The organism is Pseudomonas azerbaijanoccidentalis (assembly GCF_019145495.1).
Taxonomy (GTDB): Bacteria; Pseudomonadota; Gammaproteobacteria; order Pseudomonadales; family Pseudomonadaceae; genus Aquipseudomonas; species Aquipseudomonas azerbaijanoccidentalis.
This window is the reverse complement of record NZ_JAHSTU010000005.1, coordinates 63,794-90,066: the sequence shown is the minus strand read 5'-3', so window position 1 is coordinate 90,066 and position 26,273 is coordinate 63,794. Positions and strand designations below refer to the sequence as shown.

Sequence of the window (26,273 nt, the reverse complement as noted above, 5' to 3'; positions counted from 1 at the left end):
TCAGGTGGCCGGCGTTGGGCTGGAGTCGAACAGTTCCGCGATCATTGGCCGGTTGCGGCGAATGCCCAGGCAACACAGGTGGTAGTCGATGGAAAACGGGTGATTGACGAAGGTGATCGGTTTGGTGCCCGGCGTTTCGGTGTACTCGACCGCCGAGACGAAACCGATGCCGATGCCCTTGGCGATGGCATGGACGATGGCCTCGCGGCTGTTCAATTGCATGACGCAGTTCAGGGCAACGCCAAGCTGTTTGCAGCTCTCTTCAACCAACTGGCGGGTCCGTGAGCTCTTTTCGCGCATGACCCATTTCTCTTCGCTGATCTGTTCGACGTGCACTTCCTTTTGCCGTGCCCAAGGGTGATCGTCACGGACCACGGCAATGATCGGATAGCGTCGGTACAGTTGGGTATCGAAGCGTTGATCAAACTCGGACAGCGCCAGAATCGCCACGTCGATATCGAAGTTGAAGAGGCGGTCCAAGGTTTCTTTTTCAGGCGAGAACGAGGTTTCCAGTTCGATGTCCGGGTGCCGCTGCATCAGCTCATAGGTCAGGTTCATCGCAATCGGTGGCGACACCGCACCCAGGCGCAGCATGCCGATCTTGCGTTGTTTGAAACTTTGCAGCAGTTGCACGGCTTCATCCTCCTGCCCGAACAGACCCTGGGTGATTGCGTAGAGCTGATGCCCCGCCGAACTCATTTCGATAAAGCGGCCACGGCGATGGAACAGCTCCACGGAAAACTTCTTTTCCAACGCGTTGACCTGCTCGCTGACGGTCGGCTGGCCGACGCTCAGGTACTCGGCGGCGAGGGTAAAACTGCCGGTCTTCGCCACCGCGTGAAAGGAACGCAGCCACTTGTGGTACTGGTACATGAAATGATCCTGTTCCTGAGTCGTCGCTTGTGGTTCAAACCGGTTTGCCGGCTGTCAGCGCCTGATGAACAGCGCGACCGCTGCGCTGCACAAACAAGCCGTCGTGACCACGATGAAGATCAACGACGTATCGCCGGTAGTGTCGAGCATACTGCCGATCAGCGGTTCCGCCAGGCCGGCGAACAGATAGGACGAAAAGTTCATCACACCGGTGGCTGTGCCGGCGCGCTTGGCACCCACCAGGTCGGGGCACAGCGCCCAGAAACTGGAAGCCGGGCCGTAGACGAAGAACCCGCACAGAAACAGTGCCACAAGGCCGGTTGCACTGTGCGGCGCCAGGGTCCACATCCACAGGCTGGTGGCGGCGCCGAGGACCATATAGAGCATGATCGCCAGGTAGCGTTTGGAGCCGAACAGCTTGTCCGAGATCCAGCCGTTGCTGAGGGCGCCGATGGCCATGCCGACCGGCAGGGCGACGGTGATCCATTTCGGATCGATCATGCTGTCGCCGCTTTTCCAGTTGGCACCCAGGAAATGCACCGGCACCCAAACGATCAAGCCATAGCGGGCGGCGTTCTGGAAGCCCAAGGACAACGCCGCGATGATCAGGCGAAAGTTCTTCAGAACCGCTTTGTAACGTTGCGCCGAGGTCTCGGTTTCGCCGTGGGCCACTTCGTGGTTTTTGTCATCAGCGTTGGCCACGCCCGTGTCGGCCAGGGGTTCAAAACCCATGTCCTGCGGGCGCTCGCGGGCCACCAGGTAAAAGATGATGCCGCCGGCCAACATCAGCAATACCGGCAAACGGAAGATCCAGCGCCACTCCAGTTGCATCACTTCCAGCACAACGATCGAGGTGACGTAGGACAGGACGGACGCACAACCGGCCGCGAACACATACAAGCCATACACCTTTCCGCGCTCGCCCGTGCTCCACCAATTGGAGATCAGTCGACTGCCCGGCGCCCAACCCAATGCCTGAAAGTAGCCGTTGATGCCCCAGGGCAGGATCAGGCCGGCAAAGCCGCTGGCGAAGCTGGTCACCCAGTTGGCGCCGCAGGACAGCACTGCGCCGAGGGTCATGATGCGGCGGCCACCGAATTTGTCGGCCAGGTTGCCGTTGATGGCCTGGCCAATCGCGTACGCCCAAAGCATGGCGGCCGATACCCAGCCGAGGTGTTCCTTGGTAAAGCCGAATTCGGCCTGGATACCCGGGATAGCGAAACCGAACGTCTGCCGCCCGGTGTAGAAAAACAGGTAACAGAACATCGCGGCCAGCAGCATGCGCCACTGGGCGACGCGGAACGATGAAGTGTGGACGGCAAGACCTGGCATGGTTTGGGCACGATTCATGATCTTTTCCTTATTCTTGTTGGTTCCCTGCAACTTGCGTCGCGGGGTGCACTCTTTTTGAGGTGCTGCAGGAAATCGTCGCGGCTCGTTACGCCGCTGGCAGTGCTGTGTCGTGGGGCTGGCGGCCCTAGGCCGCTTGGGAACCGATGAAGTTTTTGCCGCGCGCACCTTGCATCGCGAAATCAATCATTTGTTGCGCCTCGGCGGCCGTGACGCCGTAATCGGCGAACTCTGTCTTTACGTCGAGGCTGTGCAGGAATGCGCGGAGCCGGTCCTGGGCTTTGTGCAGGTCATTGCCGAAAATGAACTGGAGCGTGCGATCACGTGCGGCGTCATGCCCCCACGCAAGACCCAGGACCAGCGGCAAGGTAAACGAGCAGGCGATGCCATGGGGCAGGCCGTGGTGCAAAGTCATTTCGTAGGAAATGGAATGGGCCAGTGCCGTCTTCGTATTGGAAAACGCCAACCCTGCTTTCAGGGCTGCCAAGGCCATGCGGCAACGCAGTTCCTTGTTGGACAGGTCACGGCGCAGCAATGGCAAGCACTCCAGAATGTCCGAGATGGCAGAAATGGCGAAGGTGTCGGAAATCGGGTTGGCGTTGATGTTCCAGACCGACTCCAGCGCATGGGACAGGGCATCCAGCCCCGTCGAGATCGTGACGCTGCCAGGCACGGTCAGCATCAGCTCCGGGTCGACGATTGCCACCTTGGGCCAGGTGCATTCCAGATGCAGCGAGTACTTTTTGTGGCTGGCAGAGTCCCAGATCGTTGCCCAAGGCGTGACTTCGCTGCCGGTGCCCGCCGTGGTCGGTGCGGCGATCAGCAACTTGCTGCGCGCCGGGGAAAACGGCTTGCCCGTGGCCAGCAACGCGAGCAGTTCATCAAAACGCCCCGACTCAGTGCCCACGATCAACGCCTTGGCTGTATCGATGGCACTGCCGCCGCCGACTGCGAGCACGGTGTGGCAGTCTCCAGCCTCTTGCCAAAAGCGCTCATAAGTCCCGCGCAGTTGAGCCACATCCGGATTGGGCTGGACATCTTCGATCACATACACCAGCCGATCGCCGAGCAAGGCCTGGAGGCGATCGACCAATCCCAGTGCGCGGGCTTCGGGAAAAGTGACAAGGGCGACTGTCTGGTTTTCGGTGATCGACACAAGTTCCTGGAGGCTACCCCAGCCGAAACGGGTATCGACGGGATTGTGGAATCGGGCAGTCATGGCGGGTCCTTTGTTTTTGTTGTTGGAAGTGACTCCATGCTCGCGGCCCGGCATCGACTGCACAAATCGATAATTCGCAGGTTTGAATCGGCTGGACCGATAACATCGGCCACAACTGCGCTGGTTTCAATTCCTTAGATTACTTTCAGCGCCGCGCGGACAATTGCTGTGGCGCCAGAAAGGCATCGTGGAAGTAATTGCGAAACGCGTGCATCGCCGGGCTGAACTCGCGCTCGCGATGCCAGGCCAGGCCGACGCTCATGGGCGTCACTTTGTCAGTGATGGTCACGGTTTCGATGCGTTTGCCTTCCAGCGACCAGGGACGGTGCACAAGGTCCGAGAGAATCGCCACGCCGCTGCCGTTGGCCACCATGCTGCGAACGGCCTCTACGGAACTGGTGCGCACCCTCACGTTGGGCCGTTGGTGTGCGTGTTCCCAGTAGCGCATCGCGCTTTGTTCGGCTTCGTCGACGGTCAGCAGGATGTAGGGTTCTCTGGCGACATCGGCGAGGCTGACGGCCGAACGTTCGCACAGCGGGTGATGGCTGGGCAGCCATAACCGGCGTTCGGAATTGAACAGCGTTTCCGAGCCGATGTCCGGATGGGTGAGGTTAGCGGTGAGTACCACCGCCATGTCGAATCGGCCTTCCAGCAGGCCTTGTTCAATGGCCTCACGTTCTTGCTCGTGCACTTCAATGGACACGTCAGGGTGCCAGTGTTCCAGGCGTTGCAGGTGATGCGGCAGAAAGTAACCGATCACCGTGTAGCTGGCCGCCAACCGCAGCAGGCCGCTGGCACGCACATCGGGCAACGGGCTGTTCAGGGCGTCGTCGACGCTGCGCAAAATCACATAGGCCCGATTCAGAAAGTGCCGCCCGGCATCGGTCAGGCTCATGCCTTGGGCCGAGCGCTGGAACAGTAGCGTGCCGAGGATGCCTTCCAGCTCCTTGATTGCGGTGGTCACCGCTGATTGGGAAATGTTCAGGTGAATTGCCGCTTGCGAGATCTGCCCGATCTCGGCGGTCGCGACGAAATAGCGAACCTGACGCAGGGTCAGTGACATGAAAACTCCTGTCGATGAGGTATCTGATTTTCAGAAGATACCCTATCTGTTAATAGATCTTCCCAAGGGGTTAGCGGGAATTTAACGTGGCCTGCATGAAGTCACAAGCGTCAGGAGCAAGCGTCATGCAGGCAGTAGATTTCAATTCGGACATGGGCGAAGGCTTCGGTCCATGGACCATCGGCGATGGCGTCGACAACGAGCTGATGGGCTTCATCAGTTCAGCCAACATCGCCACCGGTTTTCATGCCGGCGATCCCGGCACCATGCGTCGCACGGTTGAACACGCCAAGCGTCTGGGGGTGGCCATCGGTGCGCATCCGGGGTTTCGCGACCTGGTCGGTTTCGGTCGCCGGCACATCAATGCGCCGGCCCAGGAGCTGGTTGACGACATGCTCTATCAGTTGGGCGCCTTGCGTGAACTCGCCCGGGTTCAAGGTGTAGCGCTGCAACACATCAAACCCCACGGCGCGCTCTACATGCACTTGGCACGGGATGAAGAGGCGGCTCGCCTGCTGGTGGAAAACCTCCAGCGTCTGGAACCGGAACTGCTGCTGTATTGCATGCCCGATTCGGTGATCTGGCGAGTGGCCAAAGAGCTCGGCCAGCCGGTGATCCGCGAGTTCTATGCCGACCGCGAGTACGACCTCAGCGGCTCGATCGTGTTTACCCGCAATGTCCGCGCTTACGACCCGGCCCAAGTCGCTGCTCGGGTGTTGCGTGCCTGTCAGGAAGGCGTGGTGCGCACAGTCGAAGGCGAGGACCTGGCAATCGAATTCGATTCCATCTGTTTGCACAGCGACACGCCGGGTGCGCTGGCGTTGGTCGAAGCCACGCGCAAGGCCCTCGACGACGCCGGAATCATCGTGCGCGCACCGCGCTGAAAACATCTGGACACCCGGCACCCGAGACGCTGGGGTCTGAGCACCGTTTTATTTTTTGCCTGCCTTTCTACAACTACTCCAAGAGGAACAGACATGGCCGAACACTCCGTTATTACCCCGTTGCCGGGGACCTTCTACCGCAAAGCCACGCCTGAATCAGCAAACTACGTCGAAGTGGGCGCGCACGTCACTGCCGACACGGTGATTGGACTGATCGAAGTCATGAAGCAGTTTTCCGAACTGACCGCCGGGACGACGGGTCGCCTTGGTGCCTTTCTGGTAGAAGACGGCGACCCGGTGGAACCGGGTCAGGTCATCGCAACGCTCGACGATGAGTGAGGGCGAGATCATGACTCAAGGTATTCATAAGTTACTGATCGCCAACCGTGGCGAAATCGCCGTGCGAATCATCCATGCTGCCAAGGCATTGGGGATCCCCACGGTGGCGGCGTGCAGCGAGGCTGACGTTGACTCCCAGGCGGCGCGCCTGGCTGACGAGGTCCACATTCTCGGCCCGGCCCGCGCCGACAAAAGTTATCTGAACGTCGAAGCCTTGCTCGGCGCCCTGCAAGCCACGGGCGCCAATGCGGTTCACCCCGGTTACGGCTTTCTGTCGGAGAACGCCGACTTTGCCGAGGCGGTTCTTGCCGCCGGGGCAATTTTTGTCGGGCCGAGCCCGGAGACAATCCGGCGCATGGGCGATAAGGCTGAAGCGCGGCGTACCGCACAAGAGGCCGGCGTACCGGTGGTGCCGGGATCGCCCGGTGAGCTGTTTGATCTGGCGTCCGCACTCAAGGCTGCCGAATCCGTTGGCTTCCCGCTGTTGATCAAAGCCTCGGCCGGTGGTGGAGGGCGCGGAATTCGCCTGGCGGAAAACGCCGAGCAACTGAGCGAAGAATTCCCTCGTTCCCAGCGCGATGCCCAAGCGGCATTCGGCAATGGCGCGGTGTACCTGGAGCGTTTTATCAGCAAGGCCCGGCACATTGAAGTGCAGGTATTGGGCGATGGTCAGCATGCCGTGCACCTGTTCGAGCGCGAGTGTTCGCTACAGCGTCGGCGGCAGAAGATCTTTGAAGAAGCGCCGTCGCCAGTCCTCAGTCAGCAGCAGCGCGAGACACTCTGTGCCAGTGCGGTTCGCTTGACCGAGTCCTTGGGCTACAAGGGCGCCGGAACCCTGGAATACCTGTATGACGACGCCACCGGCGAATTTTTCTTCATTGAAATGAACACGCGAATTCAGGTGGAGCATCCGGTTAGCGAGCTGATCACCGGGATCGATCTGGTGCAGGCGATGTTGCGCATTGCCGGTGGCGAGCCGTTGGGTCTCAAGCAAAGTGACATCCAGCTCAATGGTGCTGCCTTGCAGATGCGCTTGAACGCAGAAGACCCGGCCAGGGATTTCTTCCCAAGCCCAGGGGTAGTGGATGCGTTGATTTGGCCGCAAGGCGAAGGCGTGCGGGTCGACACCCATCTCTATCAAGGCTATCGCGTGCCGCCTTACTATGACTCGTTGTTGGCCAAACTGATCGTCCACGGTCGCGACCGCGCCGAAGCGTTGGCCCGTGCCCGGCTGGCAGTGGAGCAGACCACGCTGACCGGTATGGCCAGCACATTGTCGCTGCACGGCGAATTGCTGGAACAATCATGGCTGCACAGCGCCGATTTCCATACCGGCACCCTTGAAACCTGGCTGGCCGAGCGCCGTAGCGGAGGTGAAGCATGAGCAATCCAATCCGCTACAGCTTTGGCGCCGATGAACATTTGTTTGCCGAGGTCAGTGACAGCATGTCCCTTGAAGCGTTCTTCAAGGGCATGGCAGTAACCCGCGCGGTCGAACGCCTGGCCCTCGACGGGGTACTGGACGTGTGCCTGGCCAATGCGTCGTTCCAGATTCGTTTTGACCCGGACCGCATCGCCCCTTATGCACTGCTCGAAGCGGTAAAAGGTGCAGAGGCCGAAGCCGTCGCCGAACGCACCTTGCACACGCGGATCATCGAGATTCCAGTGCTTTACAACGATCCCTGGACCCACGAAACCCTGATGCGTTTTCGCGACCGCCATCAGGACCCGAGCGCCACGGACCTGGAATACGCCGCACGGATCAACGGCCTGGCGGATGTCGAGGCGTTCATCGCCGCCCACAGTGGTGCGCCGTGGTTCGTCTCGATGGTGGGTTTTGTCGCAGGCCTGCCGTTCATGTTTCAGATGGTCGAGCGCGAGCGTCAGTTGCAGGTGCCCAAGTACCTGCGGCCACGCACCGACACACCGAAACTGACCCTGGGCCACGGCGGTTGTTTCGGCTGCATTTACTCGGTGCGCGGTGCCGGTGGTTATCAGATGTTCGGCGTCACGCCGGCGCCGATCTACGACCCGCAACAGACTCTGGCGTACCTCAAGGAACACATGGTGTTTTTCCGTCCAGGTGACATCGTGCAGTTCAAGCCTATGGATCGCGAGGCTTATGACCAGGCCGTCGCCGAGGTGGAAGCCGGGCGGTTTGATCTGCGGATTCGTCCGGTGGAGTTCTCGCTGGATGCATTTTTGGCCGACCCCGTTGGCTATCCCAAGTCGTTGCAGGAGGTGCTGGCATGATCAAGGTACTCAAACCCGGTCTCGCCACATCGGTGCAGGACCTGGGGCGCGAAGGCTATTACCACTTGGGTATCCCGCCTTCCGGCGCACTCGATCAATACGCCTTGAGCGCGGCCAACCAATTGGTCGGCAACCCGGCGGGCGCGGCGGCATTGGAGTGTACGTTGCTTGGCCCTGAGCTGGAGTTCCAGCAAGACGCTTTGGTGGCGGTGTGCGGCGCGCACATGACGCCCAAGGTCGATGGGGTGGACATGCACCCCGACACCGCGTTCACCGTGAAGGCCGGGCAAGTGCTGCGCTTTGATTTTCCCAAGGCCGGCGCCAGGGCCTATCTGGCTGTCGCCGGTGGCATTGATGTGCCGTTGGTGCTTGGCAGTCGCTCGACCTATGCGCTGGGTGCGCTGGGTGGTTTTCAGGGCCGTCGCTTGATTGCCGGTGATGAATTGCCGGTCGGAGTCGCCAGTGGCAAAAGCCGCGCCGGTGCCAGTCTGCCCATGGCCTTGCGTCAGTCCTTGGGCGGCGAAATCACGCTGCGCGTTGTGCCAGGCTTGTATTACGAGCGCTTGACGGCGTCGGCGGCCGACAGCTTTTTCGCCGAAGCCTGGACCGTCGGTTCGGAAGCCGACCGTATCGGCTATCGCTTCAAGGGCGGTAGCGCGCTGAGCTTTCAGCCCCGTGAACAACCGTTCGGCGCCGGCTCCGATCCGTCGAACATTGTCGACAGTTGCTACCCGATTGGCTCGATCCAGGTGCCTGCGGGGCTCGAACCCATCGTGCTGCACCGTGATGCGGTGTCCGGCGGCGGCTACGCCATGATCGGCACGGTGATCAGTGCTGACCTGGACCTCATCGGTCAGATGCAACCTAACCAGAAGGCCCGCTTTGTCGCGGTTACCCTCGAAGAGGCGTTGGAAGCGCGTCGTTCCTATAAGAAAAAACTCAGTTGCCTGAGTAAGCTGTTCCCTTCCTGATTCTGCCTGCCGTATCGCGCGGGTAATACCAAGCGGTACGCCATCGCCGCACTTCGGTGCGGTGACGGCTGCGCGCGCTTCAACCTTTGACTGGTTCTGGAGTTCACGCATATGGCTGCTTTATCGCAAGCGAATCAGTCCGGGCAAGCTGTGTCACGGTCGGGATTGGCATCCCGACCTGTTCAAACGAATGCCGCTACGGCTTCGGCTCCTTGACTTCGTCTGGCGAGCCGCTCGACGTGGCGGCGTCTTTTTCCGCGGCTTTGGAATCAGCACCCGAATTCGAGCCCGCTGCTTCTTCGCCTATTTTGTCGGCTTTTTCCTCTTTGGATTCAGCCTGGATACCCGGCAGCGCATTCGGTGGAATGGTGGCCTCTTCAGTGGCTTTTTCAGTGGCGAAGGTAACAAGCGAGCCGGTCGACAATAGGCTCGCCAGCAGGAGCACGGCGGCTTTACGGTTCATGATGGGCGTCTTCCAGGGAAGGGGGTGTACAGCGTTTGAAGAGCGCAGGGCGCGAAGGTGCTGAATAGCTGACCAGCGGTAATGAGCAATCAGTTACAGGCATCGGCGACCGCTTTTTCAGCCCGTTTGAGTTCCTGCTTGATGTCAGTGGTGATGCGCTGCTTCTTCAGCTCCTGGCCCAGGAACGGCTGATCGCCCTGGGACTTTACCTCGGCATCTTCGGCGACAATCTGCGCTTGAACGGCGGCAGAGTGTTCGTCGATCACCGCATTGACCTCCGCTTCATTCCTGGCAGTATCGAGCGCCCGAACCAGTTTGCCGGCTTCGGCTTTTTCCGCTTCGGCATAGGCCTCAACGGTCAAGCCGGCCGTCATCGCCCGTACTTGGGTTTCCAGGTCTTTCAAATGGTCCTGATTTGCCTTGCACACCGCTTCCTGGCGCTGGTTTTCGACCTGCTCCCAACGGTTGAGCCCATAGAGGCCGGCGCCCACGACAAACGCGGTCAGGGCGGCACCCAGCAATTTGCTTTTCACATTTCACCCCGCATGCGGCAAGCCAAACCGTCTTTTGCCTTGATTGACCGATTCCCTTCAAGGATAAAAAAGCGTAGCAGACCCAGCATGGACTCATGGCTGCCTGTTCGTGAGATCTGGGGAAGGCTTTGATCTAAGGCTATTACCTAGCGTACTGCGGCAAATGCCGTCTTATGGGGTATTTGCCTCAATATCGCGGTCGCGGGCACTGTCATAGGCTGGCGCAATGGGAAGCCGTCGATGGCTGAAAATTGTCGGAGTGGGTTATGCGTTTTTTTGAATTGATCACTTTTACCGTGCGTGTCCGCACCGTCGCGGATGCCCTGGCGCGCATTGAACTCGCGTTGGCACAGCCTGAGGTTGGCGGGACGCTGATGGGGTGCTGGGCTTCGGAACTGGGCAAACTCAACCAGATCGCCGTGCTGCGCGGTTATGCGGACGAAAGCCTGCGGCAGGCGGAGCGCGAGCGGTTTGTGCTGGGTGGCGAGGTCTTTGGCATTAATGCGTTCATTACCGATTTGCGCATCGAAAACTACACCCTGTTCCCATTCCTTGAGCCTTTGAGTGCCAGTCAGCACGGGCCTTTCTATGAACTGCGGGTCTACGACCTGATCAGCAGCGGCCTGCAACCCACGCTGGACGGTTGGCGCAAAGCCATCGAAGCGCGAACCGCCGAACAGTATTCACCGGTTTATGCCGCGTTCTACGCCACCGACGGCTCACTGCCGCGCTACTTGCACATCTGGCCGTGGACCACTCTGGAACAACGCCTGCAAGTGCGCACCCAAGCCGTGGCCGACGGCGTCTGGCCACCGGAAAACTCCGGCCCTCAACTGCAAGACATGTGCTCGACGATTTACCTGCCGGCGAAGTTTTCACCGTTGCAGTGAGGCAGCAGCCGTTTCAACGGTTGATTGCAAGCGAGCTGCCGCACATGGACCGGATCTGGCTTAGAAACGATCCAGCCTGTAGGCGTCCATGGCCGGCAACCCATGGTTCTGGAAAATGTTCGCCGGGGAGACTAGCCGAGCAATCATTTCCGCGGTGACCGCCGCTTGTGTCAGGCCCAGATGCTGGTGGCCGAAGGCGAGCAGGACCTTGCCGTCGCACGCACTGTCGATGATCGGCAGGGAGTCCGGCAGGGACGGGCGAAAACCCATCCACGGCGTGGCAGCTTCAGCGTTCAGCTCGCGACGGAACAGCCCTTTGCTGAGGCGGTGCAGTTGCCAGGCGCGCTGCATGCTCGGCGGGCTTTGCAGGCCGGCGAACTCGACGGTGCCCGCCAGCCGCAGGCCGTCAGCCATGGGCGTCATAATGAACTTGCGCTCCAGCGAGGTGACGGCAAACGGCAACCGATCATGCTCGTGGGGCAGCATCAGGTGATAGCCGCGCTCGGTGTCCAATGGCACTTTCTTGCCGGTCAGCGCTTGGGTGAGCCTGGCTGAGTGGGCACCGCAGGCGATCAAGACCTGGCGGCTGCTGACGTGTCCCTGATCGGTGATCAGCGACACGCCGTTTGCCTGCACGTGTCCACCTTCCACGCGGCCCTTGATGAATTGCACACCGCTGGCCTTGGCAGCATGCACCAATTCGCAGACCACCCGGTAAGGGTCGAGAAAATGCCCGGTGCGCTCAAAGAACAATCCTCCCTGAATGTGCTCGCTCAATTGCGGCGCGGCGTCGCGCACGGCGTTGGCTTGCCAGAGGTCGACCGGCACTTGTTGTTGACGCATGCGCGCCTGTAGCGCCTCAATGGCCGGTTGCGACTCGGGCCGTTCGAACACCAGCAGCGAACCGTCCTCCTTGAGCAGGTCGGGGCGCGTGATCACCTGAAGCAGGCGCTGCCATGCACCCAGGCTGCTTTCGTTGAGCGCGCGAATGCCGGCCACTGTGCGCTGGAACGGCGCCGGGCGCAGGTTCAACAGCAACCGTGCGAACCACGGCAGGGCGCGTGGCATGTACTTCCAGTCCAGGCGCAACGGCCCCATCGGGTCCATGAGCATGGCGGGCAGGCGCTTGAGGATCGACAGGTCGGCGATGGGAAACACCTGCTCGGTCGCCAGGTGCCCGGCATTGCCGAACGAGGCGCCATGACCCGGCTCCTGCTGGTCGATGACCACCACACGCAGCCCCTGGCGAGCCAGTTGCAGGGCGCAGGCAACGCCGATGATCCCGGCGCCGATGACGGTAATGTCATGGCGATTGTTTGCAGTGGACTCGTTGGACATGCCTCAGGCCTCTCTCTGGCCGTCGAGCAGACGACGCAATTGCAGAGGGTTGCCGTGCCGGAGGGCGGCGGGTAGCAGGCTGTCGGGGAAATCCTGATAGCAAACCGGCCGCAGGAACCGCTGGATCGCGGCCGTACCGACGGACGTCGTGCGCGCATCGGAGGTCGCCGGGAACGGTCCGCCATGAACCATGGCATCGCACACCTCGACCCCGGTCGGCCAGCCATTGACCAACAGGCGCCCGGACTTGCGCTCAAGCACCGGCAACAAGGCCCGGGCGCTCGGCATGTCGGCGTCATCCAGGTGCAGGGTGGCGGTCAATTGACCTTCCAGGTGCTCGGTGACCTTGCGGATTTCGTCGTCGCTGGCACATTGCACAATCAGCGAAGCCGCACCGAACATTTCGGCCTGCAACGCGGCGTTCGTCAGAAAATCCCCGGCCTGGGTGACGAACAGGTGCGCTTGGCACTGGTTCGGCGTTTCGCCTTGCAAGCCGACGGCCAGGGTTTGAGCGTGGGGATGTTCAACCAGCGAGCCGACGCCGTTTTCATAGGCACTGAAGATGCCGGGTGTCAGCATGGTTTGTGCCGGGCTGCGCTGCACGAGTGCTGCGGTTGCCTTGATGAAAGCGTCCAGGGCCGGGCCTTGATGGGCAATCACCAGGCCGGGGTTGGTACAGAACTGACCGGCGCCCTGGGTCAGCGAGGCGACGAAGCCTTGCGCCAGCGCTTCGCCACGCGACGCAAGCGCTGCGGGAAACAGCAGCACCGGATTGATCGAGCTCATTTCCGCGTACACCGGAATCGGTTCGGGGCGCGATTGGGCGGCTTTGATCAAGGCCATCCCGCCGCTGCGCGAGCCGGTGAAACCCACGGCTTTGATCCGCGGGTCGCTGACCAGCGCGATGCCCACTTCGCGGCCGGAGCCGAACAGTAACGAGAACACGCCCTCCGGCAGCGCCGACTTTTTCACCGCGCGCGCCACGGCCTGGCCCACCAGTTCGCTGGTGCCGGGGTGTGCGCTATGGGCCTTGACCACCACCGGGCAACCGGCGGCCAACGCCGAGGCGGTGTCACCCCCGGCAACGGAGAATGCCAGCGGAAAATTGCTCGCGCCAAACACTGCCACCGGCCCCAGCGCTACCTGGCGCTGACGCAGATCCGCGCGGGGCAGCGGCTGGCGTTCCGGCAATGCCGAATCGACCCGTACGTCCAGCCATTCACCGGCGCGCACGGTGCGGGCGAAGGTGCGCAGCTGCTGGCAGGTGCGGCCACGTTCGCCTTGGATGCGCGCACGCGGCAGGCCTGTTTCGGCCACGGCCCGATCGATCAACTCATCGCCCAGGGCTTCGATTTCAATGGCGATGGTTTCGAGGAAGTCGGCGCGTGTCGCCAGTGAGGTTTCGCGATAACGGTCGAAGGCCGTCCATGCCAGCGTGCACGCCTGCTCGACATGCTCGCCGCTGCCGCCGAGGTAGGCCGGCTCCAGCGGCAGGTCAGTGGCTGGATTGATCGCCCGAATCGCTTCGCGGTGGCCGGTGATGGCTTGCTGACCGATCAGCATGTTGCCTGTCAGAGTCATGGTCATTTCCTGAAAAAAACAAATGAGGACAAAAACAAAAGCGGCGCGAACTGGCGCGCCGCTGTACAGAGCGTCAGGCGACGTTCTGTTCGGCCGACCAGTGCTCGTACCACTGGCGGAACAACGCGTACTGGTTCTCGGCGTAACGACGCTGGGCATCGCTGAGCACATCGGTTTCGTTGAAGTGCAGGGCGTACTCCTTGTCGCCGTTGAGCACCATCAGGTGTTTGTAATACAACACCAGGTCGCAGCCCTCGTCGAAGGACGACAGCACCGCCAGCGCCGCTTCCAATTCCCGTGCCTGACGGCGAGCCTTGGCGTCCCCTTTGGCGGCTTGCTTGCTCAGGGCCACCAATTGCAGCACTTCGCGCGGCAAGGCGTTGCCGATGCCGGTGATGGCGCCGGTGGCGTTGCAATTGACGAAGCCATGCACCACTTGGGTGTCGACACCGACCATCAAGGTCACGTCGTCATCCTGGGAGGTGATGTGCTCAGCGGCGTAGCGCAGGTCGGCGGCACCGCCGAATTCCTTGAAGCCGATCAGGTTCGGGTACTCGCGGCGCAATTCAAAGAACAGGTCTGCACGGGTGGCGAAGCCGTAGTAGGGGCTGTTGTAGATCACTGCCGGCAGACTCGGCGCAGCCTTGAGGATCGCGGCGAAGTGAGCCTTCTGCGCCGTCGCCGACGCGCCACGGGACAGCACCCGAGGAATCACCATCAGGCCATGGGCGCCGACTTTTGCAGCATGTGCCGCGTGAGATACGGCTTCACGGCTGTTGACCGCACCGGTGCCGACGATGGTTGGAACACCGGCGGCCACCAGACGCGCCACGCCTTCCTGGCGTTCGGCTTCGGTCAGCAACGGCCAGTCACCCATGGAACCGCAATACACGACGGCGCTCATGCCAATGTCGATCAGCTCGCGACCCTTGGCCACCAGTGCGTCGAAATCCGGTTTGCGGTCAGCGGTGCACGGGGTCATCAGCGCAGGAATGCAGCCAGTGAAGATGTTGTCGCTCATTGTTGTAACTCCTTGAAGCGTTCATTCAGAGGTGTTGAAGGAAAAGGCGAGGGGCTCAAATGCCCCACGCAAAGGGATCCTTTTCGTCGATCAGCAGCGTGGCGTCGGCGGTCATGTAGGCGCGGCCAGTGATGGAAGGGCGGATGCGTTCGCCTTCCCATTCGTAGCTGCCGACAAACTGGCTGCCGGTGATGCTGGACTGGACCCAACGCTCACCGGCGGCGAGTTTTTCGTCAGCCGCCAGGCAGGCTAATTTGGCGCTGGTGCCGGTGCCGCAGGGCGAGCGGTCGTAGGCTTTGCCGGGGCACATGACGAAGTTGCGGCTGTCGGCCTCAGCGTCTTCGGCGAACAGCTCGACATGGTCGATGAGCGCGCCGTCTGCGCCGTGAATGCCTTGGGTTTCGAGTGCCTTGAGCATCGCCCAGGTGTATTCAGTCAGGGCTTCGACGTTGTCCATCTGCAACGTCTTGCCGTGGTCGGACACCAGGAAAAACCAGTTGCCACCCCAGGCAATGTCGCCATACACACGGCCGTGGCCAGGCACTTCGACCGGCACCTGTTGGCGATAGCGGTAAGCGGGCACATTGCGCAGCGTGACGTTGCCGTCTTCATGCAGCGTGGCGCTGACCGGGCCGACCGGCGTGTCGATCTTGTGCTCACCGGGCTGGATATGCCCCAGGTAATGCAAAGAATTCACCAGGCCGATGGTGCCGTGACCGCACATGCCGAGGTAGCCCGTGTTGTTGAAGAAAATCACCCCGCAGGTGGCGTCCGACGATACCGGTTCGCAGTACAACGCGCCGACCAGCACGTCGTTGCCCCGGGGCTCCAGCAGGCACGCGCGACGCCATTGGTCATGCTGGTCGCGCAGGGCATCGCGCTTCTCGACCATGGTCTGGCCGGACAACGGGGGCAGGCCCGACATCACCAGGCGAGTCGGCTCGCCGCCGGTGTGGGAATCAATGACATGTACTTTTTTCATAAACCTTTCCTTTTGAGGAACCTGCAGGCGGGTTGGCCTGAATTTCAGCGAGAGGTCTGGGCGGATACACCGATAGGGCGTTGGCCCTTGGTCGTGCTGGTGTGAACAGGATCGGCTTCGCTTTCAGCATCCTCTTCTTCCAGGCGAACCAGATGCGCCGGTACCCCGGTGGCCGCGCCCCAGTAGTAAATGCCCAAAGCACAGGCCGCCACGACCAGGGTGTCGAACGGATGGGTGAGGACGCCCATGCCGCCGAAGCTGCCGAGCCAGGAGAGCACGATGGTCACGGCGTAGAAGCCGATCAGCCATGCCGAAGAACGCACCTGTTGGGCCAGGCTCAGGTGTTGGGTCGGCACGAAGCGACCGCACAGCAGGTAGATCACGAACATCAGGATTTGCAGGCCGAGCAGCCAGGACACGGTGTTCCAGCCAGACCAGTAGACGATCAGCGCGGCGATGATGAACGAGACCGGGCCGAGGATACCCATGTGCTTGACCCGGAACGGGCGTGGCATGTCCGGCGCGTTGCGGCGCAGTGCGGCAACGGAGACTGGTGCCACGGCGTAGCTCAACACCAGCGCGGCGGACACCACGTTGATCAGGGCTTCCCAGGACGGGAAGGGCAGGGTCCAGAACACTGACAGCGCGAAGGTCAGCCACAGCGCCGGACGCGGGATACCGGACTTTTCGTCAATGCGCGTGAAGACTTTGAAGAACGTGCCGGTTTGCGCCCAGCCATAGATCACGCGGGGCGTGGCGTTCATGTAGATGTTGCCGCAACCGCTTGGGGAGATCACCGCGTCAGCGACGACCAGGTACGCCAGCCAACCCACACCCAGCGCCAGGGCGATGTCGCGGTAAGGCAATGCCAGTTCCTTGGTGACGCCGGCCCAGCCGTTGGCGAGCATCTCAGTGGGGACGCCACCGAGGAATGCCACTTGCAGCAGCACATAAATTGCAGTCGAGAGCAGCACCGAAAGGATCAGCGCAATCGGAATGGTGCGTTGCGGGTTCTTCACTTCGCTGGCCACCGAGATGATCGGCGTCAGCCCCAGATAAGCGAAGATAATGCCGCCGGCAGACACCGCCATCTCGACACCGGACAGGCCGAACGGCATGAAACCCTGGGACTGGAAGTTCTCCGGTTTGAAAAAGGTGAACAGCACGCCGATCACCAGCAACGGCACGATGAACTTGAACATGCTGATCAGGTTGTTGGCCTTGGCGAACGTTTTCACGCTGTAGTAATTGAGCATGAAGAACAGGCACAGCAGGCCGAATTGAAGCAGCCAGCCAAGCGCTGTTGGATTGCTGGAACCGGCCCGGGTCAATGAGGGAAACCACGCGGCGGCGTATTGGCGCGCGGCGACCACTTCAATCGCCACCAGGCTGGAGAAGGCGATCAGGGTGATGAAACCCATCAAGTAGCCGAGCAAAGGGCCGTGGGAGTAAACCGGGTAGCGAACCACGCCACCGGCACGGGGCAACGCCGCGCCCAATTCACAGTAAACGATGCCCAGCAGCAACACGGCGAAGCCGCCCAGCAGCCAGGAAAAAATCCCCGCCGGCCCCGCAATTGCGGAAACGTGGCTGGCCGCAAACAGCCAACCGGAACCGAAGATGGCCCCCAGTCCGATAAACGTAAGGTCTATCAACGAAAGTTGTTTTTTGAACTTGCCTTTGCCTGACATAGCGTCGCCTTCTTGTGGGTTATTGGATAGGCAGGTGTGATGTCACTGATAACGCTGTCGTCGGTGTCGCCGAAGGCAGCAATGGCGATAGATTGCACTCGCCGTGGCTGCTGCGATTGATGGTTTGTGTGGGCCGCGATGACGAAATCAGCACAATCTGGATTGCCGCTTTGAAGTCAGGATCTCGTCTCGACAGCGTCCCGGCCTTGATGCAAGCTGCTGGGCTTTCGCCGATCCGCACCGTGGGAGAGTGAGACTCATGACGCAGAACGCCTTTGCGATCCTGTGCCAGGGGAACGAGCAGCATCGTCCTGAAACCATGGAGCAATTGCTCGCAGGCGTCGCGTTGCTACTACCGATGCTGGACGTAATTCCCAATGCCGCGATCTTCATCAAGGATGTTCAGGCGCGCTATGTCATGGCCAATCACACGCTGGTCCAGCGCTGCGGTCTCAAGCAGTTGCAACCGCTGTTGGGCAGAACCAGCGCCGAGGTTTTTCCCGAACAACTGGGGCCTGGCTATACCGAGCAGGATCGACGGGTGCTGGAGCAGGGCTTTGTCCTGGAAGATCAACTGGAGCTGCACCTGTACGGGAGCCGCGAGCCCGGTTGGTGCCTCACGCACAAACGGCCGCTGTACAACCGCAAGGGAGAAATCATTGGCCTGGTGGGCATTTCGGTCGACCTGCAATCGGCCAGTGACACCCATCCGGCGTACCAGCGCCTGGCGGCGGTGGACGAGCACATCCGCACGCATTTTCATCGTCGCGTCAGCCTTGGCGAACTGACACGCATCGCCGGCATTTCGGTGGCGCAACTGGAAAGGTACTGCAAGCGTGTGTTCCACCTGACGCCCCGGCAGATGATCCAGAAAGTGCGCCTGGAGCATGCCCATCGATTGCTGCACACCGAGATGCCAATCACCGAGGTTGCCTTGCAGTGCGGCTACACGGACCACAGCGCCTTTACCCGCCAGTTCAAGGCGTCGACCGGGTTTACCCCGCGCCAGTATCGGCAGGCGACGGGAGGCTGAAACCAGCCCGACATTTCTCCCCGGACCCGCCATGTCGAGTGATTGACCATGGACTAGACTCACGCGGTCAGTCACAGCGTCGAGTCTCCAGGCACGGGCATTTGCGAGGTCTTGGTCATGGCAAAGGGTAAGAAAAACGCCGCTAAGGGTTCCGTTGAAGACCCGAAGCTGAAGAACAAGGACTATCTGGAACAGCTGCGCCGATTGCACGTCGAGCTGGTCAAGTTGCAGGAATGGGTGAAAACCAACGGCATCAAGATCTGCATTGTTTTCGAGGGGCGCGACGGCGCGGGCAAGGGCGGGACCATCAAGGCACTCACCGAGCGGGTCAGCCCACGGGTCTTTCGGGTCGTGGCGTTGCCGGCACCGACCGAGCGTGAAAAAAGCCAGATGTATGTCCAGCGCTACCTGCCACACCTGCCGGCGGCGGGCGAAGTGGTGATCTTCGACCGCAGTTGGTACAACCGCGCAGGCGTCGAGCGCGTGATGAACTTCTGCACCCAGGAACAGGTGGACACGTTCCTCAAGTCTGTCCCGCATGTGGAGCGCGCAATCGTCGACTCCGGCGTGATCCTGGTGAAGTATTGGCTGGAAGTCAGCCCTGAAGAACAGACCCGGCGACTGCAAGCGCGGATCAAGGACGGGCGGAAAATCTGGAAACTGACGCCCATGGACCTCAAGTCCTATAGCCGCTGGTATGACTACTCCCGGGCACGTGACGACATGTTCGAAGCGACCGACACCGATCACGCGCCGTGGCTGGTGGCCAATTCCAACGACAAGCGCCGGGCGCGGCTCAACATCATCAGCGATTTGCTCAGTCGCATTCCCTACAAAGACGTGCCGCGCGACAAGGTGGTGTTGCCCAAGCGCCAGAAGCCCGGTGGTTATCGCGAGCCGGATTACCCGCTGAAGAAAATCCCCGAGAAATTCTGATCGGAATCGTCAGCGAACCAGCGTCTTATACGGAAGGGCCACTGTCCCATGAGCGATTCGGATGCTTCGTCTCCCCTCCCGGAACCGGGTCGGATTGCACGTCGGGATGCGGGAGGCGATCAGGCTGGCTGGAGTCGCTGGCTACCGGGGTTGCGCACGCTGCGTGGCTACCGACTAGCCTGGTTTCGCCACGACCTGGTCGCCGGTTTGGTACTGACTACGATGCTGGTGCCCGTCGGCATTGCCTACGCCGTGGCGTCGGGGGTGCCGGGCATTTATGGCCTGTACGCGACCATCATTCCGCTGCTGGCTTATGCGCTGTTCGGCCCGAGCCGGATCCTGGTGCTCGGTCCCGACTCGTCACTGGCTGCGGTGATTCTCGCCGTGGTCTTGCCACTGTCTGGCGGTGATCCGCAGCGAGCCATCGCGCTGGCAGGGGCAATGGCCATCGTATCGGGCGCGGTGTGTGTGCTGGCCGGTATTGCTCGGTTGGGCTTTGTAACCGAGCTTCTGTCGAAACCGATCCGCTACGGCTACATGAACGGTATCGCCCTGACAGTCCTGATCAGCCAGTTGCCCAAGCTCTTTGGTTTCAAAATCGAATCCGAGGGGCCGCTGCGCAACCTGTGGGCGATCGTGACGTCGATCATGGACGGCAAAACCAACTGGATCACCTTTGCGGTCGGCGCCGCCACGCTGGTGGTCATCCTGTTGCTCAAAGGCCATAAACGCATCCCCGGCATCTTGATCGCCGTGGTGGCAGCAACCCTTGCCGTGGCTGCGCTGGACCTTGCGAGCGCCGGGGTGTCGGTCCTCGGCTCGTTGCCACAAGGCTTGCCGGGTTTTGCCATCCCCTGGATTACCCAGGCCGATATCGTCCCCGTGCTGCTCGGCGGTTGCGCCGTGGCTCTGGTTTCATTCGCCGACACCAGCGTGCTGTCTCGCGTCTACGCGGCACGGACCCGAACCTACGTTGACCCGAACCAGGAAATGGTCGGCCTGGGCGTGGCCAACCTGGCCGCCGGTTTTTTCCAGGGTTTTGCGATCAGCAGCAGTTCGTCGCGCACGCCCGTGGCCGAAGCTGCGGGTGCCAAAACCCAGATGACCGGTGTGGTCGGCGCGGTGGCCGTGGCGCTGTTGCTGGTGCTGGCACCTGACCTTTTGCGCGACCTGCCCAATAGCGCACTGGCTGCGGTGGTCATCGCATCGGCCATTGGCCTGATCGAAATCACTGACCTCAAACGCATCTATCGCATCCAGCGCTGGGAATTCTGGCTGTCGATTGTCTGCACCGTCGGGGTGGCGGTATTGGGCGCGATCGAAGGTATCGGGCTGGCCATCCTGATCGCGGTGATTGAGTTTCTGTGGGATGGCTGGCGCCCGTATTCAGCGGTGCTGGGGCAGGCGCAAGGGGTCAAGGGTTTTCACGATACCCAGCGCTACCCCGATGCCCGCCTGATCCCAGGCCTGGTGCTGTTCCGTTGGGACGCCTCATTGTTTTTCGCCAACGCCGAATTGTTCCATGATCGGGTCATCGACGCGCTCGCCGCGTCGCCAACGCCAGTGCGCTGGCTGGTCATCGCCGCCGAACCGATCACCAGCGTGGACGTGACCTCGGCCGACATGCTCGCCGAATTGGACGAAACCCTGCGCGCAGCGGGCATCACCTTGTGCGTGGCCGAAATGAAAGACCCGGTCAAGGACAAACTCAAGCGTTTCGGGCTGTACAGCTTGCTGGGGGAAGGGGCGTTCTTTCCCACGATCGATGATGCCGTCGGTAGTTACCTGCAGAGCCATCCGGTGGGCGGGGAGGCAGAGGGGCGGTGAGTGAGGCGGCGCAATCTCGGGGCCGTTGGCCCCGGCTCTCTAAGCATTGTGCAAATTGGAACTGCATCGTGCGACACCGCTACGCCTGTCGCTGGCCTTTACAGTAGCAATCCGGACGCCAAGGTCCGGAAACTTTCGACAGCTTTTTCAGAAGCGGCCTGAGGATCTTCAGCATGTGCAATCCACAAGGATGCGCCGAGCAGGGCGCCCATGATCAGGCGGGCCGTCGCTTCGGGGTCGACCGCGCGGATCGTTCCTTCGTCGATCAGCTTTTGAATGCTGCGTTGCGTGCTGCGGATGCACGCGTTCTGGCTCGGCCACTGTGACGGGTCGCCGAGTACCGCTGGACCGTCGAAGAACACGATGCGCTGGATTTCCGGTTCCAGGGACATCTTGATGTAGGCGATGGACTCGTCGATGAAGCCGTCCCAGGTGGTGCTGGCCTCTTCGATAATCACCGCCAGGCGTGCGCCCATTTCTCCATCGATCTGGGCGATGACGGCCTGCAGCAAACCCTTTTTGTCGCCGAAGTGATGGTACAGCGCACCCCGGGTCAGGCCCGCTTGAGCGGTGAAATCGTCCATCGAACTCTCTGCATATCCCTTCGTAGCAAAGGCGTCTCGCGCAGCCTTGATCAGTTTTCCGCGAGTCTCCGCAATCATGTCCGCACGCTTCTGCGCCATCGATCGTGTTCCCTATAAAGAATTTAACATTCGTTGCGTATGTGAGTTGACATACTTTGCGTATGTCGTATTGTGTCTCACATACGGGTCGTATGCAATGAACCTGAGTAGTGTGCTCTCAGCCTCTGGGGCCTCGCCATTTCGCACAGGATACCGAGCAATGCGTGAACAGCGCGATTCCGATATTTCACTGCACTCCGCAGGTCAGGGAAAAACCCTGGGATTTATCCTCAACCCGGTCGCCGGGATGGGCGGGCGTGTGGGGTTAAAGGGCACCGACGGTGCCGAGGTTTTGCAGGAAGCAAAGCGTCGTGGCGCGCAAGCCGTTTCCAGCGATCGGGCCTTGATCGCGCTCAAGCGTCTGGCGGCTTCGACGACGCCATTCCGGTTGCTCACCGGCTCGGGTGAGCTGGGTGAAAATATCGCGCGCGCCGCCGGTCTCGACCCGATTGTTGTCTATACGTCGTCGCCGGGAGCGAGCCGGCCCGATGACACCCGCAATGCCGCGCTCGTGATGGCGTTTGCCGCGGTCGATCTGCTTTTGTTCGCCGGTGGCGATGGCACTGCACGTGACGTGCTGGCAATGGTCAGCGATCGCGTACCGATTCTGGGTATTCCGACGGGCGTGAAGATGTATTCCGCCGTGTTCGGCACCAATCCGCAGAACGCCGGAAACCTTGCGGCGCGCTTCGTTGCCGGTGAATCGTCGGTGCGCTTTCGCGAAGCCGAGGTCATGGACATCGACGAGGCGGCCATGCGCAGCGATCAGGTGTCGGCGCGGCTGTATGGCTACGCCCGCAGCCCGCACGAACGCCACCTGACGCAAAACGCCAAGGCCGGTTCCGTGGGCAACGAAAACATGGCGCTCGACGCCGTGTCCCGACAGGTTGTCAGGGAAATGCAACCCGGCTGCCTGTACCTGCTGGGACCAGGCACCACCACGCGACGGGTCATGACCGAGCTCGGCCTGCCGTCGACGCTGCTGGGCGTCGACGCGGTCATGGACGGCGCGCTGGTGGGCGCCGACCTCAATGAACACGAGTTGATCCGCCTGATGGAAGGGCAGGAGACCCGAATCATCGTCGGCGTTCTGGGCGGTCACGGCAGCTTGTTCGGCCGTGGTAACCAGCAGATCAGCGCCGAGGTCATCCGCCGTGCAGGGCGCGACCACATCATCGTGATCACCTCGCTGGACAAGCTCCTTTCCCTGGATACCGGCTGCCTGCGCGTCGACACGGGCGACGCCGAAGTCGACGCCCTGCTCAGCGGCCACATACGCGTGCACACCGGGCCTGACCGGTCCGTCTTCTTCAGGGTTCGATCCTGATCAATTGTTTCATCCGAAAAAAAACGAGGATAACCCCATGAGTAATCATGTCGCCCACCCCTACATGGCGAACTCTGTTCCTGCGCTCAAACGAGAGATGCTCGACTCGATCGGTGTCGACAGCATCGAGGAATTGTTCCAGCAGATTCCCAATGCGCACCGCCTGCAACGTCCGATTGATTTGCCGCCCGCGCTCAACGAAAGCGAGTTGCGTCGGCACCTGGTCAGCACGCTGTCGAAGAACAGGACCTGCGAGCAAAACCTTAACTTCCTGGGCGCCGGCTGTTGGCAACATCACGTTCCAGCCGCGTGCGACGAGGTCGTGCGCCGCAACGAATGGCTGACTTCGGTGTTTGGTGAGCCGAGCTCCGACCACGGTCGCAATCAAGCCTGGTTCGAGTTCTGCAGCCAACTTGGCGAGTTGCTGAACATGGACCTGGTCGGCCTGCCGGTGCGCAGTTGGGGCTGCGCGGCGGGCCACGCCATTCGCATGGCCACCCGCATTACCGGGCGCAGCGAAGTGGCGGTGGTGCGCGCCATCGACCCGGAGCGCCTGTCCATCATCCGCAACTACTGCGAACCCGTAGAAATGCCGGGCCACATCGTCGTGCGACTCGTCGACTTCGACCCGAAAACCGGCTTGCTCGATCTTGATCACCTGCGTGCCTCGATCGGTGCGCAAACGGCCGCGGTCTATTTCGAAACACCGTCGTATTTCGGTGTGATCGAACAACAAGGCGCCGAGATAGCCGCCATTGCCCATGCCGTGGGGGCCGAAGTCATCGTCGGCGTCGATCCGATCTCCCTCGGCGTGCTGGCCGCACCGATTGATTTCGGCGCCGACATCGTGGTCGGCACCACGCAGCCGCTGGGCGTGCACATGAACTGCGGTGGTGGGGTCAGCGGCTTCATCGCCACCCGCGACGAAGAACTGTACGCCCACCAATACCCGACACTGTTCATCAGCATCGCCGAAACCACCCAGCCCGGTGAATACGGTTTTGGCCTGAGCCTGTTCGAGCAATCGTCCTACGGCTTGCGCGATAAGGGCAATGACTGGACCGGGCACTCGGTCTACATGTGGGCCATCGCCAACGCCGTCTACATGGCGATGATGGGGCCAAAAGGTTTCGAGGATGTCGGCAATCTGATCTTGCAACGCGCTCACTACGCGGCGAAGTTGCTGGGCGAAATTCCGGGCGTGGCCGTGACGTTCCCTTCCGGTTTCTTCAAGGAATTCGTAGTGAATTTCGACGCCACCGGGCTGAGCGTGAAGGACATCAACAAGCGGCTACTGGCGCTCGGAATCTTCGGCGGCAAAGACCTGACACAGGACTTTCCAGCGCTTGGCGCCAGCGCCCTGTACTGCGTCACCGAGATTCACACTCAAGCCGACATTCAACGCCTGACCGCTGCACTCAAAAAGGTAATCGCACAATGAGCACACCACTCAAGGAATATCACGCTCCCGTCTGGAGCGAACCCCTCATTTTGCAGATGGGCTATCCCGGCCGTCGCGGTGTGATCTTTTCCGACGTTGAGGCGGACGTGCAAGCGGCGGTCGGCAGCGCCGACGGCTTGATCCCCGCGAGCATGCGCCGCTCCAGTAAACCGGCGTTGCCGGAAATGTCCGAGCCCGAGGTGTTGTATCACTACTTGCGCCTGTCGCAGCAGACGTTGGGCATGATGAATATCAGCCTGTTCGGCACCTGCACCATGAAGTACAACGCGCAGATCAACGAGGCGATGGCCTGGCGCCCGGAAATCACCCATGTGCATCCGTATCAGGACGAGGACACCCTGCAAGGCGCGCTCGAAGTCGTACATGGCATGGACACGATCCTGCGCGAGTTGTCCGGGATGGATCAGTTTATCTTCCAGCCAGGTGGCGGCGCCGACGCGGCGTACACCAGTTGCGCGGTGACCCGTGCCTACCATGCTTCCCGTGGCGAACTGGAGCAGCGTAACGAGATCATCACCACCATCCAGACGCACCCCAGCAGCGCCGCAACGGCCGCTGCCGCCGGGTTCAAGGTCATCACGCTGATGATCGAAGAGAACGGTTATCCGTCGCTCGAATCGCTCAAGGCCGCGGTTTCCAACCGCACGGCAGCGCTGATGGTGAACAACCCCGACGACATGGGTGTGTACAACCCGGAAATTCGCCAGTGGGTGCGCGTGGTGCATGAGGCGGGCGGCCTGTGCTTTTACGACCACGCCAACTTCAACGGCGCGATGACCAAGATTCGTGCGCGGGAACTGGGTTTCGATGCGTGCATGTTCATGCTGCACAAGACGTTCGGCGCACCGAAAAGTGGAGTAGGGGGCCCGGCAGTGGGCGCCTACGGATGCTCGGCGGAACTGGCACCGTTCCTCCCGGCACCGGTCGTGGCCTTTGACGGTGAACGCTACAGTCTTGATTACGACCGTCCGCAGAGCTCCGGCAAGATCCGCGAGTTCTGGGGCAACGTACCGGTCATCCTCAAGGCCTACGCCTGGTCGCGTTCCATGGGCGCCGAAGGCATGGCAGAGGCGTCGGATATTTCGGTGCTGGCCAACAACTACATGGAAAAAGGCTTGTTGGCGATACGTGGCGTCACCCGTTCACACCCCGATGCCAAGAGCCACCGAATGGAGATGACCCGCTACAGCCTTGAGCAGCTCAAGGAAGACACCGGGGTCGATGTGCACGATGTGCAGAATCGCATGAGCGATTTCGGTATTGACCCGATGTGGAGCAGCCATCACCCCTGGCTGGTGCCGGAGCCGTTTACCCCCGAGCCGGGCGAGATGTATGGCAAGGAGGCGCTGGACACCTGGATCGCGGTGCTTGCGCACATCTCCGACGAGGCCTACTCGAACCCGGAAATCGTCAAGACTTCACCGCATAACCAGGCGATCCACCGATTGAAGAGCGCGCCGCTCGAAGACCCGGCACACTGGGCCATGACCTGGCGTGCGCACTTGCGCAAAACCAGGCAACAAACTGCTTGAAACCAAACGCTTGAACCGTTGC

24 protein-coding genes are annotated in these 26,273 nt (G+C 61.2%); 12 read left to right on the top strand and 12 right to left on the bottom strand.

Annotated features, from left to right (window positions below):
* From KVG88_RS18015 to KVG88_RS18000, 4 genes are all read right to left on the bottom strand, one after another.
* Positions 1 to 873 carry a LysR substrate-binding domain-containing protein gene (locus tag KVG88_RS18015; RefSeq protein WP_150700782.1) on the bottom strand — a complete coding sequence of 291 codons (873 nt, stop codon included), beginning with the start codon at positions 871 to 873 and terminating at the stop codon, positions 1 to 3.
* A 54-nt stretch (positions 874 to 927) separates the two neighbouring features.
* Positions 928 to 2,223 (bottom strand): MFS transporter, encoded by a 1,296-nt coding sequence (locus tag KVG88_RS18010; protein ID WP_150700781.1) that lies wholly within the window; start codon positions 2,221 to 2,223, stop codon positions 928 to 930.
* A gap of 127 nt (positions 2,224 to 2,350) precedes the next feature.
* On the bottom strand, positions 2,351 to 3,442 hold the full coding sequence (gene psrA, locus KVG88_RS18005) for an iron-containing alcohol dehydrogenase PsrA (protein WP_217872215.1): 1,092 nt from the start codon (positions 3,440 to 3,442) through the stop codon (positions 2,351 to 2,353).
* 145 nt (positions 3,443 to 3,587) lie between these two features.
* Positions 3,588 to 4,505, bottom strand: coding sequence for a LysR family transcriptional regulator (locus KVG88_RS18000; protein WP_217872213.1), 918 nt, complete (start codon positions 4,503 to 4,505; stop codon positions 3,588 to 3,590).
* 125 nt (positions 4,506 to 4,630) lie between these two features.
* Between KVG88_RS18000 and KVG88_RS17995 the strand changes: the two genes are divergently transcribed.
* The 5 genes from KVG88_RS17995 (at position 4,631) to KVG88_RS17975 (ending at position 8,952) form a co-directional block, all read left to right on the top strand.
* A complete protein-coding gene (locus KVG88_RS17995) occupies positions 4,631 to 5,389 on the top strand; it encodes a 5-oxoprolinase subunit PxpA (protein WP_217872212.1) in 759 nt (252 codons plus the stop codon).
* A gap of 93 nt (positions 5,390 to 5,482) precedes the next feature.
* Positions 5,483 to 5,728, top strand: a complete 246-nt coding sequence (locus KVG88_RS17990) for an acetyl-CoA carboxylase (protein ID WP_217872211.1) — start codon at positions 5,483 to 5,485, stop codon at positions 5,726 to 5,728.
* 10 nt (positions 5,729 to 5,738) lie between these two features.
* Positions 5,739 to 7,112: an acetyl-CoA carboxylase biotin carboxylase subunit gene (locus KVG88_RS17985; protein ID WP_217872210.1), complete on the top strand. Its 1,374-nt coding sequence runs from the start codon at positions 5,739 to 5,741 to the stop codon at positions 7,110 to 7,112.
* Positions 7,109 to 7,981 (top strand): 5-oxoprolinase subunit B family protein, encoded by an 873-nt coding sequence (locus KVG88_RS17980; protein WP_217872209.1) that lies wholly within the window; start codon positions 7,109 to 7,111, stop codon positions 7,979 to 7,981. The genes KVG88_RS17985 and KVG88_RS17980 overlap by 4 nt, the downstream gene beginning before the upstream one ends.
* Positions 7,978 to 8,952, top strand: a complete 975-nt coding sequence (locus KVG88_RS17975) for a 5-oxoprolinase subunit C family protein (protein WP_150700775.1) — start codon at positions 7,978 to 7,980, stop codon at positions 8,950 to 8,952. Before KVG88_RS17980 ends, KVG88_RS17975 begins: the two co-directional genes overlap by 4 nt.
* A gap of 196 nt (positions 8,953 to 9,148) precedes the next feature.
* On the opposite strand, the gene KVG88_RS17970 is transcribed toward KVG88_RS17975, so the two are convergent.
* Together KVG88_RS17970 and KVG88_RS17965 are read right to left on the bottom strand one after the other, a co-directional pair.
* Positions 9,149 to 9,415: a hypothetical protein gene (locus KVG88_RS17970; RefSeq protein ID WP_150700774.1), complete on the bottom strand. Its 267-nt coding sequence runs from the start codon at positions 9,413 to 9,415 to the stop codon at positions 9,149 to 9,151.
* A gap of 89 nt (positions 9,416 to 9,504) precedes the next feature.
* Positions 9,505 to 9,948 (bottom strand): hypothetical protein, encoded by a 444-nt coding sequence (locus KVG88_RS17965; RefSeq protein WP_224792326.1) that lies wholly within the window; start codon positions 9,946 to 9,948, stop codon positions 9,505 to 9,507.
* Between the two features lie 266 nt (positions 9,949 to 10,214).
* Here KVG88_RS17965 and KVG88_RS17960 point away from each other — a divergent pair, with 266 nt between their 5' ends.
* Positions 10,215 to 10,838, top strand: coding sequence for an NIPSNAP family protein (locus KVG88_RS17960; RefSeq protein WP_217872208.1), 624 nt, complete (start codon positions 10,215 to 10,217; stop codon positions 10,836 to 10,838).
* Between the two features lie 60 nt (positions 10,839 to 10,898).
* Here KVG88_RS17960 and KVG88_RS17955 read toward each other — a convergent pair whose 3' ends face one another.
* From KVG88_RS17955 to KVG88_RS17935, 5 genes are all read right to left on the bottom strand, one after another.
* Entirely contained in the window at positions 10,899 to 12,176 is a 1,278-nt protein-coding gene (locus KVG88_RS17955; protein ID WP_217872207.1) for an FAD-dependent oxidoreductase, read from the bottom strand.
* Positions 12,177 to 12,179: 3 nt separating this feature from the next.
* Positions 12,180 to 13,757, bottom strand: coding sequence for an aldehyde dehydrogenase (NADP(+)) (locus tag KVG88_RS17950; protein WP_217872206.1), 1,578 nt, complete (start codon positions 13,755 to 13,757; stop codon positions 12,180 to 12,182).
* 73 nt (positions 13,758 to 13,830) lie between these two features.
* Positions 13,831 to 14,778, bottom strand: a complete 948-nt coding sequence (locus KVG88_RS17945; protein ID WP_217872205.1) for a dihydrodipicolinate synthase family protein — start codon at positions 14,776 to 14,778, stop codon at positions 13,831 to 13,833.
* Between the two features lie 55 nt (positions 14,779 to 14,833).
* Entirely contained in the window at positions 14,834 to 15,760 is a 927-nt protein-coding gene (locus KVG88_RS17940) for a 4-hydroxyproline epimerase (RefSeq protein WP_217872203.1), read from the bottom strand.
* 44 nt (positions 15,761 to 15,804) lie between these two features.
* Positions 15,805 to 17,451 carry an APC family permease gene (locus tag KVG88_RS17935; RefSeq protein WP_217872201.1) on the bottom strand — a complete coding sequence of 549 codons (1,647 nt, stop codon included), beginning with the start codon at positions 17,449 to 17,451 and terminating at the stop codon, positions 15,805 to 15,807.
* A gap of 259 nt (positions 17,452 to 17,710) precedes the next feature.
* Between KVG88_RS17935 and KVG88_RS17930 the strand changes: the two genes are divergently transcribed.
* The 3 genes from KVG88_RS17930 to KVG88_RS17920 all read left to right on the top strand — a co-directional run bounded on the left by KVG88_RS17930 (position 17,711) and on the right by KVG88_RS17920 (position 21,247).
* Complete coding sequence (locus KVG88_RS17930; RefSeq protein ID WP_217872200.1) at positions 17,711 to 18,484, top strand: AraC family transcriptional regulator; 774 nt, start codon at positions 17,711 to 17,713, stop codon at positions 18,482 to 18,484.
* A 117-nt stretch (positions 18,485 to 18,601) separates the two neighbouring features.
* A complete protein-coding gene (gene ppk2 / locus KVG88_RS17925) occupies positions 18,602 to 19,420 on the top strand; it encodes a polyphosphate kinase 2 (protein WP_150700766.1) in 819 nt (272 codons plus the stop codon).
* Positions 19,421 to 19,468: 48 nt separating this feature from the next.
* Positions 19,469 to 21,247, top strand: coding sequence for a SulP family inorganic anion transporter (locus tag KVG88_RS17920; RefSeq protein WP_217872199.1), 1,779 nt, complete (start codon positions 19,469 to 19,471; stop codon positions 21,245 to 21,247).
* Positions 21,248 to 21,345: 98 nt separating this feature from the next.
* On the opposite strand, the gene KVG88_RS17915 is transcribed toward KVG88_RS17920, so the two are convergent.
* The gene (locus tag KVG88_RS17915) at positions 21,346 to 21,930 is read right to left on the bottom strand and encodes a TetR/AcrR family transcriptional regulator (protein ID WP_150700764.1); all 585 of its coding nucleotides are present in this window, start codon (positions 21,928 to 21,930) and stop codon (positions 21,346 to 21,348) included.
* 160 nt (positions 21,931 to 22,090) lie between these two features.
* Between KVG88_RS17915 and KVG88_RS17910 the strand changes: the two genes are divergently transcribed.
* The 3 genes from KVG88_RS17910 to gcvPB are packed head-to-tail and all read left to right on the top strand — an operon-like array spanning position 22,091 to position 26,251.
* Positions 22,091 to 23,257: an ATP-NAD kinase family protein gene (locus KVG88_RS17910; RefSeq protein WP_217872198.1), complete on the top strand. Its 1,167-nt coding sequence runs from the start codon at positions 22,091 to 22,093 to the stop codon at positions 23,255 to 23,257.
* A 37-nt stretch (positions 23,258 to 23,294) separates the two neighbouring features.
* Entirely contained in the window at positions 23,295 to 24,698 is a 1,404-nt protein-coding gene (gcvPA, locus tag KVG88_RS17905; protein ID WP_217872197.1) for an aminomethyl-transferring glycine dehydrogenase subunit GcvPA, read from the top strand.
* On the top strand, positions 24,695 to 26,251 hold the full coding sequence (gene gcvPB / locus KVG88_RS17900; RefSeq protein WP_217872196.1) for an aminomethyl-transferring glycine dehydrogenase subunit GcvPB: 1,557 nt from the start codon (positions 24,695 to 24,697) through the stop codon (positions 26,249 to 26,251). The genes gcvPA and gcvPB overlap by 4 nt, the downstream gene beginning before the upstream one ends.
* Positions 26,252 to 26,273: the final 22 nt, after the last annotated feature.

What these genes read in the sequence shown, in the direction of transcription:
- ppk2 (WP_150700766.1), top strand. Translation starts at nt 18,602, where the DNA reads ATGGCAAAGGGTAAGAAAAACGCCGCTAAGGGTTCCGTTGAAGACCCG.
- KVG88_RS18015 (WP_150700782.1), bottom strand. Translation starts at nt 873, where the DNA reads ATGTACCAGTACCACAAGTGGCTGCGTTCCTTTCACGCGGTGGCGAAG.
- KVG88_RS18010 (WP_150700781.1), bottom strand. Translation starts at nt 2,223, where the DNA reads ATGAATCGTGCCCAAACCATGCCAGGTCTTGCCGTCCACACTTCATCG.
- KVG88_RS17920 (WP_217872199.1), top strand. Translation starts at nt 19,469, where the DNA reads ATGAGCGATTCGGATGCTTCGTCTCCCCTCCCGGAACCGGGTCGGATT.
- KVG88_RS17985 (WP_217872210.1), top strand. Translation starts at nt 5,739, where the DNA reads ATGACTCAAGGTATTCATAAGTTACTGATCGCCAACCGTGGCGAAATC.
- KVG88_RS17995 (WP_217872212.1), top strand. Translation starts at nt 4,631, where the DNA reads ATGCAGGCAGTAGATTTCAATTCGGACATGGGCGAAGGCTTCGGTCCA.
- KVG88_RS18000 (WP_217872213.1), bottom strand. Translation starts at nt 4,505, where the DNA reads ATGTCACTGACCCTGCGTCAGGTTCGCTATTTCGTCGCGACCGCCGAG.
- KVG88_RS17935 (WP_217872201.1), bottom strand. Translation starts at nt 17,451, where the DNA reads ATGTCAGGCAAAGGCAAGTTCAAAAAACAACTTTCGTTGATAGACCTT.
- KVG88_RS17910 (WP_217872198.1), top strand. Translation starts at nt 22,091, where the DNA reads ATGCGTGAACAGCGCGATTCCGATATTTCACTGCACTCCGCAGGTCAG.
- KVG88_RS17970 (WP_150700774.1), bottom strand. Translation starts at nt 9,415, where the DNA reads ATGAACCGTAAAGCCGCCGTGCTCCTGCTGGCGAGCCTATTGTCGACC.
- KVG88_RS17960 (WP_217872208.1), top strand. Translation starts at nt 10,215, where the DNA reads ATGCGTTTTTTTGAATTGATCACTTTTACCGTGCGTGTCCGCACCGTC.
- KVG88_RS17950 (WP_217872206.1), bottom strand. Translation starts at nt 13,757, where the DNA reads ATGACTCTGACAGGCAACATGCTGATCGGTCAGCAAGCCATCACCGGC.
- KVG88_RS17915 (WP_150700764.1), bottom strand. Translation starts at nt 21,930, where the DNA reads ATGGCGCAGAAGCGTGCGGACATGATTGCGGAGACTCGCGGAAAACTG.
- gcvPA (WP_217872197.1), top strand. Translation starts at nt 23,295, where the DNA reads ATGAGTAATCATGTCGCCCACCCCTACATGGCGAACTCTGTTCCTGCG.
- psrA (WP_217872215.1), bottom strand. Translation starts at nt 3,442, where the DNA reads ATGACTGCCCGATTCCACAATCCCGTCGATACCCGTTTCGGCTGGGGT.
- KVG88_RS17990 (WP_217872211.1), top strand. Translation starts at nt 5,483, where the DNA reads ATGGCCGAACACTCCGTTATTACCCCGTTGCCGGGGACCTTCTACCGC.
- KVG88_RS17975 (WP_150700775.1), top strand. Translation starts at nt 7,978, where the DNA reads ATGATCAAGGTACTCAAACCCGGTCTCGCCACATCGGTGCAGGACCTG.
- KVG88_RS17940 (WP_217872203.1), bottom strand. Translation starts at nt 15,760, where the DNA reads ATGAAAAAAGTACATGTCATTGATTCCCACACCGGCGGCGAGCCGACT.
- KVG88_RS17980 (WP_217872209.1), top strand. Translation starts at nt 7,109, where the DNA reads ATGAGCAATCCAATCCGCTACAGCTTTGGCGCCGATGAACATTTGTTT.
- KVG88_RS17955 (WP_217872207.1), bottom strand. Translation starts at nt 12,176, where the DNA reads ATGTCCAACGAGTCCACTGCAAACAATCGCCATGACATTACCGTCATC.
- KVG88_RS17945 (WP_217872205.1), bottom strand. Translation starts at nt 14,778, where the DNA reads ATGAGCGACAACATCTTCACTGGCTGCATTCCTGCGCTGATGACCCCG.
- KVG88_RS17930 (WP_217872200.1), top strand. Translation starts at nt 17,711, where the DNA reads ATGACGCAGAACGCCTTTGCGATCCTGTGCCAGGGGAACGAGCAGCAT.
- gcvPB (WP_217872196.1), top strand. Translation starts at nt 24,695, where the DNA reads ATGAGCACACCACTCAAGGAATATCACGCTCCCGTCTGGAGCGAACCC.